The sequence below is a fragment of the Demequina sp. genome (assembly GCF_016278775.1).
Lineage (GTDB): Bacteria > Actinomycetota > Actinomycetes > Actinomycetales > Demequinaceae > Demequina.
In genome coordinates, this window is record NZ_JADQBF010000027.1 from 1 (window position 1) to 9017 (window position 9017).

Consider the following 9017-nt stretch of genomic DNA (forward strand, 5'->3'; position numbering starts at 1 on the left):
GTGCTCGCCCTCGGGACCGAAGAACTCGATCCGGCACATCGCGCGAATCGCCGCGACGAACCACTCGCCGATCATCTCGTCGTACTCGCCTTGGACGCCCGAGAAGCCCACTGCGAGCCCGTCGCGAATGATGCCGCCGGGCCACTTGATGTCTCCCGGCAGGTACAGGTGGGACATGTCGGTGCGCAGGCGCGTGGTGTCCACGCCGGTGCGCAGCGCGAGCCGCGCCTTGGCGGTGGCGTACTCGTAGAAGTCGCCAGGGTCATCGCCCAGGTGTGCCTTGAAGAGCGGCTCGCCGTCAGGGTCGGCGGGGTTGAGCAGAGCGATCGCGCCGATGTAGCCGTTGAAGATGTCCTGCTCGTAGGCGTGCCGAATGGACGGTTGCAGGGTGTCCCACGCGCGGGCGCAGATCTCGGCTGTCAGTCCTGTGAACATCGTTGTTCCCCTTTTCCTTGGGCGGGCCCTGCCCCGGCGAGCCTCGTCCGGGCGAGCGAGCTACGGTCACTGCCATTGTCGCGCTTCGGTCGACGCGAGGTGAACCGGCTGGGAGCCTGCGCCCTGACCGCTCCACCTCGCGTCGGCGTCTCACGCGGCGGGCATCGACGCGTCGCGAGCGAAGGAACCCGCGACCATCCGGCGAAACAGGCCGATGCGCGCGGTGCGGGGAAGTGCGCGCAACAGGGTGCGGTTGGCCCGCCCTGCAATGTGGGTGCGGCGGCCGGCTTCGAGGGCGGCGATGCCCTCCTTGGCCACTTCGTCAGGAGTCATGGTGCCGCGGGGAACGTCCTCTTCCGCCACCATGGCGAGCATGCCAGGCGTCCTTGTAGGCCCCGGGAGCAGCCCGGTGACGCGCACGCCGAACGGGGCCAGCTCGTGGTGCAGGGCCTCCGACATCGCGAGCAGGTATGCCTCTGTCGCCGAGTTGTTGCTCAGTGCGGGCACTCCCTGAAGCCCACCAGTGGAGGAGACGACGAGGATGGCCCCAGCACGTCGCACACGCATGGCTCCCGCGAAGTGATGGAGCAAGACGAGATTGTTGCGGACCTTCACGTTGACGCACTCGAGGTAGTCCGCCAGGGCCACGGCGGTGAACAGGCCAGGGGAGCCCTTCCCCGCAGTGGCGATGAACACGCCCACCTCCACGCCCTCGATGCTGGCGATGAGCTGTTCGGCGGCGTCGGGCTCTGCGAGGTCGATTCTCAGGGCCGTCGCATCAACGCCGTGAGCCTGCTTGAGTTCGGCGACGGTCTCGGCCAGCCGGTCGTGGTCGCGGCCAACCGCGATGATGTCGAAGCCGCGCTGGGCGAGTATGCGCGCGTGGGCACGGCCGATGCCTGACGAGGCGCCGGTCACGAGCGCCCAACTGCCCTCGCGGTGGGGGGACAAGGTTGGCATGGTTTCCTCCGGTCTAGTAGGTGTACCAACCAAACATAGTCAGACCACTGCCTATTCCGCAACGTGTGTGCCAGCCACGGAGAAGGGTGACTGCAGATGCTCGCGCCGGGTGCCAGACTGAGGTCATGAGCGACTTCCAGAGAATCGAAATCGGCGGCCTGGACGATTGGCGGGCCCACTACGGAGGCTTCGTGCCCGAGCGCTCTCGCGACGGGCGCAGAGTGCTGGATCACGAGTTGCCGATGCAATTCATCGGCGTCACAGCAAATAGCCTCGAGCCGGGCGAGGAGGCTGGCTATTGGCACACGCACTCATCCGACGAGGAGCTCTACATCTTCCTGGCTGGCACCGGGCAGATGGGCCTCGACGACGAGGTGGCGGACGTGGGGCCAGGCACCGCCATTCGCGTGGGCCAGGGTGTCGCGCGCACCTGGCGAGCCGCGCCCCAGAGCGAAGGAAACCTGAGGTGGCTGTGCATTCGTGGCGACGGCGGCGCCTTGCCGCACCTCCCTGACGACGCGACGCGTGACGAAGAGCGGCCGATGCCCTGGTAGCGGAGGGCTCTGCGCCCTGGTAACTGAGGGCCTTGCGGTGGCGCAGCCGCCTGGGGTCCCGGCCGCACCCGGGACCTAGCCAGGAGATACCCCAAGGGGTATGCTCTGGCGGCACGACCTGAGGAGGCCACTCATGACCGGCTGGCGCATCCGCGATATCCACACCGACGACCTTGACGGCGTGCTGCGCCTGTGGGAGCAGCAGCGTGCCAGCGGCATCGAGCCGGTCTACGCGCTTGCCGAGGTGCTCTCGTCTTGCGCGGAGGACATCGCCGTGGTGGCTGTCGCCGGTGACGTGATCGTGGGCGCCGCCGTGGTGCGCGAGGCGCACAACCAGGCATGGGTGGTGTTCCACGCGGTCGACGGCGAGTGGCGCGACCGGGGCATCGGCTCTGCCCTGCTGCGCGAGCTCGAGGCGCGCATGGCTGGCCACAACCCGGCGACCCTGTCCGCGCTGGTGCCCGTCGAGGTGACCAGGCTCGACGCATTCCGCAACGCGGGCTTTGTGGAGAAGAAGGCCCTGCGGTACTTCGAGCGCACCGTTCCGGTGCAGCGCGCCGAGTACACCCAACTGGAGGCGCTCGGTGGCAGGCTCATGCCTCACGGCCTGTGGGATGCGGTGGGTGGCATGCGCCGCGAGAAGGAGATGCTGGAGAAGCGCCTGGTGATGCCGCTCGCCCGGCCCGAGTTGGCGGAACAGTACGGGGTGGCCCCGCCGCGCGCCGTCGTTCTGTTTGGGCCCCCTGGCACCGGCAAGACCACCTTTGCCAAGGCGATCGCCTCTCGGCTCGAATGGGCGTTCGTCGAGGTGTTTCCCTCGCGCCTCGCGGCCGACCCCGCCGGCCTGGCTGGGGCGCTGCGCGAGACCTTCCAGCGCATCGACGAACTGGAGCACGCCGTGGTGTTGATCGACGAGGTCGAAGAGATCGCTTCGCACCGGCGCGGGGACCCGCCGTCCCCACTGCAGGGCGTCACGAGCGAGTTGCTGAAGATCATCCCTGCATTCAGGGACCGCCCCGACCGGCTGCTAGTGTGCGCCACCAACTTTGTGCGCTCGCTCGACAGCGCGTTCTTGCGGCACGGCCGCTTCGACTACGTGATCCCCATCGGGCTGCCAGATGCCGAGGCGAGGGCCGCCATCTGGGAGCGGTTCGTGCCTGCCGCTTCGGCGGGGGCGGTGGACGTGGCCGCGCTGGTCCAGGCGTCGGAGGGCTTCACCCCGGCAGACGTCGAGTTTGCCGCCCGCAGGGCGTCGCAGGCGGCGCTTGAGGAGGCGGTGGAGCGAGGCGTGGAGGAAGCGCCGCCCGATACAGACGGCGTTGCCCCGCCCGACGCCGCGCACGCCAGCGGCCCCACCACTCGCCACTACCTCGACGCGATCGGCACCACTCGGGCCACCGTGTCCGCCGAGGTGGTGCAGGAGTTCCTCGAGGACATCGACGCGATCGCGCGACTCTAGCCAGCGACCCCTCCGGCATCGCCCCTACGCAGGCGGGATCGCCCCTGCGCCAGCGGGAGCGTCTCTACGTCTCCGGCATCGCCCCTACGCCTGCGCGAGAGCCGGCCAGGCGAAGCCACCCGACCGCCGCTCGGCGACGGAGGCGGAAATGACCCCGCGCCAATCGTCGGCGCCGTGGTACCCCAAGAGACTGCGTGCCTTGGCGTTGTCCATGTGCCAGTTCTCGCCGACGAACACGAGCGAGCGCGTGAGGAACGGAGCGCGGCCCGGAAGCACAGGGTGCAGCGCCTCCATGAGCGCGCCGAATCCGTAGGCGGCGCGCAGCGGCACCGAGTACGCAGGCGTGGGCACGCCGGCCGCGGAGGCGATGTGGGTGAAGACCTCACGCGCGGTGGGTTGCTCCCGGCCGATGATGTTGATCGCCTCGAACGCGCCGAACCGGGAGGCATCCGCCGTGGCGGCGAGGGCGAAGGCTGTCGCCATGTCGGCCCCGGAAACCAGGGGCAGGTGTGCGCGGCCGTGATTGACCCATGGCACCTGCCGGGTCTTCAGGCGCGGGATGAGCGCGGCAACGAGGCCAAGGGAGTTGCCCTCCCCGATGAAGTGGCCGAGGCGCAGCGAGACCATCCGCGTGCCCCCGTGCTTGGAGACCTCACGCATGTGATCCTCGACGCGAGCCAGAGCCATGTGGTGGGGCCAGAACCGACGCCCGCGGGCGGGGGAATCGTCCGCAACGCGCGCGTCGTCCGCCGCGGGGGTGCCAAGAGCCACGGTGCTTGCCGCAATGAAGCGACCCACGCCCGCGGCCACCGACTGGTCGATGAGGTCGAGATGGGGCACTTCGAAGCGCTCGCGTTCCTCGCGCTCATGGCCCCAGAAGCTCGACCAGGTGCCCGCGTGGATCACCACGTCGGCACCCTGCACCACGGCGCGTCGGTAGTCGGGGTCCGTGAGGTCGCCGATGCGCGTCTCGCCGTCAAACCAGGGCGGCAGTCGGGCGGCGTCGCGCGCGGCGGCGATGAGGCGCACCGGCGCGGTGCGGAGCTCGGCGAGGATGTGGCCGCCAAGGAAGCCAGTGGCTCCGGTGACGACGATGCGGGGTGTGGCAAGGGACATGGTGGCTCCGTCGGTGGGAACGATGAGTGACGTTACCAGTATACATAGTGCGCTGACTATGAAAAGTGTTCGCAGTGACCCCACCGCTGACGAGCCCGGTCCACCGCCTAGTCGCCGCTGCGGCGGATCCAGCGCTCCAGGTGAGCGGCCTCGCGCTCAAGGGGCTCGGCGCTGTTCAGTGCGTTGCTGAGGGCGGCGGCCCCTTGGATCACGGCGATGAGGTGCGTCGCGCGCGCCCTGGCCGCAGCGTCGGCGTATCCCAACTGTGCGAACTCACCGGCCGCCCAGTCGATCAGCGCCGAGAACACCTGGCCAGCGGCCGCGCCGAGCGCGGGCGAGTGTTTGCCCAACTCCGCACACACCGAGCCGAGGGGGCAACCGAAGGACCGCACGGCGTCGAGGTCGTCCAGGTAGAGGCCAAGAAGCGCCACCAAGCGATCCTCTGGGGTGGGCAGGTCGCGCCACGTCTCCATGACCGAGAGGTAGCGCTCGGAGAGCCGGTCCACCACGGCCTGGCCCACGTCGTCCTTGGTCTTGAAGTAGTAGTAGACGGAACCAGAGGCGACGCCCGCATGCTCGGCGATGTCCGCGATGGAGGCCCGTTCAAAGCCGCGGCGATACGCAAGGTCGAGGGCCGCGTCGGCAAGACGCTCGCGCTTGTCAGTGGCGGGGCGTGGCATGAGACCTCCTGCAATATGAGCGAACTAACTCAGTATCCACCCTCTGCGAACAAGGGGCGTTGTCGAGCCTTTGCAGGGGCACGCAGGAACGATGCGTGCGACACTGCATAGAGGGGCGTGACGCCGACACTCGCCTCCACGGGAGGTCCGCTTACATGGTTAACGTGTTACTCACGCACTCAGCCCTGGGCTTGGACGCCAACGTGGAATCGTGGGCCGAGTGGCTGCGCGGCGAAGGTCACGAGGTGATCACGCCCGATCTGTACGGGGGTGACACCTACGACAACTTCGACGCTGGCGCGCACCGCGCTGAGTCGCTCGAGATGAAGAAGGCGGCGCAGGCCATCCAATCGATGGCGAGCGAGCTTGACCGCCCTGTCGTCCTGATGGGCTTCTCTTTGGGCGCGGCGCTGTGCGAGATGACGGCGCTGACGGAACCGGATATCGCCGGGCTGATTCTGGTGGGCACGGCGGCCTCGCCCGAGTGGTTTGGCAACCCGCCATGGCCGAAGAACTTGAAGGCCCAGGTTCACTTCGCGGCCGAGGATCGTTGGATCGAGCCCGCCGAGGTGGCGGCGCTCGCCGCGACGGCACCCCCAGGAGCGCTTGAGGTGTTCGAGTACCCAGGCAGCGCGCACCTGTTCGCGTTTCCCAACTATGTGGAGTACGAGCCGCTTGCTGCCGATCGCCTGCGCTCGGCGGTGCGTAGGTTCCTCGCGATGATCGGCGAGCAGGCCTAGCCAGCGTCGGGCGCCTGGCCGGCGGATGCCGGAGCGTGCTCGGTACGGCGCCGGGTCCACCTGACTTGCGGCGTTGCCCTTCCGGGCGGTGAGCGGCGCCTGCCGGTTGTGCCGCTAGCGGGTTGTGCCGTTCGCCGGTTGTGCGGTTCGCCGACTCCAGCCGTTGTCGAAAACGGCCAGACGGCTCACCGGGGTCAACCGGGTGTGAGAGAATCGGATCGAAACGTTTCGAACACGTGGAGCCCCAGGGGGCAGCTGCCTCGCGTTGCCCCGCATTCCAGCTCCGCATACTCGCAAGGACCGCCATGAATGCCAGTGCGCACGGCGGCGCCCCCGACAAGGGCGCCCGCGACGGCCACGACGGCGCACCCAAGGTGAGCGACGGCGCCCCCGACGAGCCCCGAGACGAAACGCCCGTGTACGCCTCGCCCTTCTCGGGCGAGTCGCTCTTCATTCCGGACGAAGCCACCACTGACCAAGGCGCGCTCGCTGACGCTGCCGCGGGCGACGCCGGGACTCCCCCTGAGCCGCCCACGCCTCCCGTGTCGCCCGCGCGCGCCAACGTTGTGCTTGTGGCGCTCGCGGTCTCGGCCTTCTTGTTCGTCACCAACGAGATAGCGCCGATGGGTCTGCTCAAGTCGATGTCGGAAGACCTTGGCAGGTCGGAAGCTCAGTTGGGCATGGCGGCCACGGTGTTTGCGATCGCGGTGATGTTCGCAACCCTGCCGCTCGCGATGCTGACCACGCGCATGGTGCGCAGGTGGGTGCTGGTGGCGGCGCTCGTCATCTTCACGGCGGGCACCTTGTTGGCGGCCATCGCCGATTCCTATGCGGTGCTCATGGCGTCGCGCGCGCTCACAGGGATTTCCCACGCCCTGTTCTGGGCAGTCGTGACGCCCGCGGCGGCCGGAATGTTCCCGTTGGCGCAGCGCGGACGCTCGGTGGCGAGGTTGTTGCTGGGTCCCGCATCGGCTGGCGTGGTCGGCCTTCCCGCCGCGACGTACCTGGCCCAGCAGACTCACTGGCACGCGCCCTTCTGGATCCTCACTGGTGGCGGCGTGTTGCTGGCGGTGCTGGTAGCGGTGCTCATGCCGAGCTTCCGCACCGAGCAAGGGACGATGGTGCGTGGCGAGTTCCCTTCGATGCGCAAGTTCCTGCGCGTCATGGCCGTGACGGGCCTCATGACGGCGGCCATGGCTCTCACGTGGACCTTCTTCAGCCCGTTTGTTACCGAGGTCTCCGGCTTTGCGGACGACACCGTGGCGATCTTGCTGTTCGTGGGCGGACTTACCGGCGTGGTGACCACGTGGCTCGTGGCCCGGTTCCTGGACCGGTGGCCCGTCAAGGCGGTGGCGCTTGGCCTTGCGCTCATTCTGGTGATGTGGACCGGTCTGGCCGTGGGCGGGCAGTTCAAGCCGGTGGTTGTGGCGATGATCGGTCTGCAGGGAATCTCGTGGTCGATCCTCGTGATCTCGGTAGTCAATTGGGCGCTACGCCACTCTCCGTGGACCGTTGACATCGGCAACGCCACGTACGCGACGCTGTTCAACGCCGGAAACGTGGTGGGCTCGCGTGTGGGCGCTGTCATGTTGGGAACCTGGGGCGCGCGCTGGCTTCCCGTCGCGTCGATGGTACTGATTGCGGTGGCGCTGGCGCTCGTACTGACGATGCCGCGCGGCCGTGGGCTCGGGCGTGGGCTCGGGCGTCGGCTCGGGCGTCGGCGCGGCTACCCCGCCGAGGGCGAGGCTTCCGCTCCTGGACTCGATGTGGTGCCCGCACCTTCATCGGTCCGGGAGTAGATCCAGGAGTCGCGGTCAGGTAGCGGGAGGTCGGCGCGCTCGACGGGGGGCAGTTTCACCGTGGTGCTCACCACCGTGACTTCCAACACGCCGTCCATCTGGGAGGCGTACCAGTCGGAGAACTTCTGCGCACCGGTCGTGAACCAGCCGTCGGTAAAGGCCATCAACAGCACGATCGCGACAGCAACGCCGAGAGCCGCCTCCACGGCTCGCAGCACGATGTCGTTACGCGACCACACCATTCCTGCTCCTCCTCGTGTTGTGGCCGTCGTCTTCGCAAGGCGCGTGTGCACCGTGTTGCGAGGGCGGCGACCCCCCCCAGATCCACGTTGGTCCGGCGGCGCGCCCGCGGCACGGTGGACTTTCCGTGAACACCACTACACACACCATCTTAGTAACGTACGTCGGAGCCAAAAAGTTGGGTCCGAAGGTTGCCAAGCGGTGAGTTCTGGGCTGACCGGTGGTTGAGAGTTGTCTCACAGTTGCCCGATGTTTCGGCCCGGAGCTCGCTCCCGGTGCTTAGCCTGGGGACATGACCTACTTCGATCGCATGCACGGCCCCAATGATGACCACCACTACTTCGGCGGCGGCGGTGACGACGGCTCTGCCGTGCTCCAGGTGCTGTTCACCCTGTTTGGGCTTGCATTGCTAGTGGTAGTGCTCGCGGTCATGGCGGTGCTCGTCTGGAACTCGTTCAGGGTGCGCGCCGAGGTGCGGGCTCTCCGTTCCGAGGTCATCGCGATTCGTGCGGCGCAGGGGGCCACCACATCGGCCGACTCCCAGCCGGGCGACGAGCCCACCGACGGCGCAGGCGCCTCGAGGGCGGCCGCACCTCCGGGCTCCGCGGCGACCCCCAGAGCTCGCACCGCCAAGCCCAAGCGCGCTCCGCGCAAGAAGCCGACTGACACGACCGACTGAGACGACCCGCTGACGCTACGGACAGGCTGCGATGTTGGCCGGGCGGCGCGTGTCCGGGGGTGTGGTGACGGCGGCATTCTGAGTGCGGCGCCGAGAATCTCGCACATGGGCTGCGGTACTGCGGGGACAGAGCCCTCCCCTGCGGTGTGGCGGGGTTAGGCGGCCTTGCGGACGGAGTTCTCCTGGACAGAGTTCTCCCCTGGAGGTTTGGTGGGCGCGTCGGCGCGCCCGTTGCCTGCGCCGTCGCTGGTTCCCGTTGCGGTGTTGTCGAGGGTGAGTGCGGCGAGTCCTCCGAGTTTGGGTTGTTGGAGGGGGTCGATGTCTCGGGGTGGGGTGAACCAGACTCGGTCACCCT

Annotated in this window: 11 protein-coding genes; 5 read left to right on the forward strand and 6 right to left on the reverse strand. The window is 68.3% G+C overall.

What is annotated here, in order from left to right:
• Both QZZ33_RS04185 and QZZ33_RS04190 read right to left on the reverse strand, forming a co-directional pair.
• A partial coding sequence (locus QZZ33_RS04185; RefSeq protein WP_291378381.1) for a hypothetical protein occupies window positions 1–435 on the reverse strand: 435 nt, incomplete at its 3' end.
• A gap of 150 nt (window positions 436–585) precedes the next feature.
• On the reverse strand, window positions 586–1395 hold the full coding sequence (locus QZZ33_RS04190) for an SDR family NAD(P)-dependent oxidoreductase (protein ID WP_291378382.1): 810 nt from the start codon (window positions 1393–1395) through the stop codon (window positions 586–588).
• Between the two features lie 125 nt (window positions 1396–1520).
• Here QZZ33_RS04190 and QZZ33_RS04195 point away from each other — a divergent pair, with 125 nt between their 5' ends.
• Together QZZ33_RS04195 and QZZ33_RS04200 are read left to right on the forward strand one after the other, a co-directional pair.
• Complete coding sequence (locus QZZ33_RS04195; RefSeq protein ID WP_291378384.1) at window positions 1521–1949, forward strand: cupin domain-containing protein; 429 nt, start codon at window positions 1521–1523, stop codon at window positions 1947–1949.
• A gap of 133 nt (window positions 1950–2082) precedes the next feature.
• The gene (locus tag QZZ33_RS04200) at window positions 2083–3408 is read left to right on the forward strand and encodes a bifunctional GNAT family N-acetyltransferase/ATP-binding protein (protein WP_291378385.1); all 1326 of its coding nucleotides are present in this window, start codon (window positions 2083–2085) and stop codon (window positions 3406–3408) included.
• Window positions 3409–3492: 84 nt separating this feature from the next.
• Here the strand turns inward: QZZ33_RS04200 and QZZ33_RS04205 are convergent, their stop codons facing one another.
• On the reverse strand, window positions 3493–4524 hold the full coding sequence (locus QZZ33_RS04205) for an NAD(P)-dependent oxidoreductase (RefSeq protein ID WP_291378386.1): 1032 nt from the start codon (window positions 4522–4524) through the stop codon (window positions 3493–3495).
• Window positions 4525–4631: 107 nt separating this feature from the next.
• Entirely contained in the window at window positions 4632–5204 is a 573-nt protein-coding gene (locus tag QZZ33_RS04210; RefSeq protein WP_291378387.1) for a TetR/AcrR family transcriptional regulator, read from the reverse strand.
• Between the two features lie 164 nt (window positions 5205–5368).
• On the opposite strand from QZZ33_RS04210, the gene QZZ33_RS04215 reads away from it, so the two are divergent.
• Window positions 5369–5944, forward strand: coding sequence for an alpha/beta fold hydrolase (locus QZZ33_RS04215; RefSeq protein WP_291378388.1), 576 nt, complete (start codon window positions 5369–5371; stop codon window positions 5942–5944).
• 305 nt (window positions 5945–6249) lie between these two features.
• Window positions 6250–7743, forward strand: coding sequence for an MFS transporter (locus tag QZZ33_RS04220; protein ID WP_291378390.1), 1494 nt, complete (start codon window positions 6250–6252; stop codon window positions 7741–7743).
• Here QZZ33_RS04220 and QZZ33_RS04225 read toward each other — a convergent pair.
• Window positions 7671–7985 (reverse strand): hypothetical protein, encoded by a 315-nt coding sequence (locus QZZ33_RS04225; protein ID WP_291378392.1) that lies wholly within the window; start codon window positions 7983–7985, stop codon window positions 7671–7673. The two genes, QZZ33_RS04220 and QZZ33_RS04225, sit on opposite strands and share 73 nt — an antisense overlap.
• A 290-nt stretch (window positions 7986–8275) precedes the next feature.
• On the opposite strand from QZZ33_RS04225, the gene QZZ33_RS04230 reads away from it, so the two are divergent.
• On the forward strand, window positions 8276–8662 hold the full coding sequence (locus tag QZZ33_RS04230; protein ID WP_291378394.1) for a hypothetical protein: 387 nt from the start codon (window positions 8276–8278) through the stop codon (window positions 8660–8662).
• A 155-nt stretch (window positions 8663–8817) separates the two neighbouring features.
• On the opposite strand, the gene QZZ33_RS04235 is transcribed toward QZZ33_RS04230, so the two are convergent.
• A partial coding sequence (locus tag QZZ33_RS04235; RefSeq protein ID WP_291378396.1) for a hypothetical protein occupies window positions 8818–9017 on the reverse strand: 200 nt, incomplete at its 5' end.

Coding starts and splice junctions, on each gene's coding strand:
- QZZ33_RS04190 (WP_291378382.1), bottom strand. CDS start 1,395: ATGCCAACCTTGTCCCCCCACCGCGAGGGCAGTTGGGCGCTCGTGACC.
- QZZ33_RS04195 (WP_291378384.1), top strand. CDS start 1,521: ATGAGCGACTTCCAGAGAATCGAAATCGGCGGCCTGGACGATTGGCGG.
- QZZ33_RS04200 (WP_291378385.1), top strand. CDS start 2,083: ATGACCGGCTGGCGCATCCGCGATATCCACACCGACGACCTTGACGGC.
- QZZ33_RS04205 (WP_291378386.1), bottom strand. CDS start 4,524: ATGTCCCTTGCCACACCCCGCATCGTCGTCACCGGAGCCACTGGCTTC.
- QZZ33_RS04210 (WP_291378387.1), bottom strand. CDS start 5,204: ATGCCACGCCCCGCCACTGACAAGCGCGAGCGTCTTGCCGACGCGGCC.
- QZZ33_RS04220 (WP_291378390.1), top strand. CDS start 6,250: ATGAATGCCAGTGCGCACGGCGGCGCCCCCGACAAGGGCGCCCGCGAC.
- QZZ33_RS04225 (WP_291378392.1), bottom strand. CDS start 7,985: ATGGTGTGGTCGCGTAACGACATCGTGCTGCGAGCCGTGGAGGCGGCT.
- QZZ33_RS04230 (WP_291378394.1), top strand. CDS start 8,276: ATGACCTACTTCGATCGCATGCACGGCCCCAATGATGACCACCACTAC.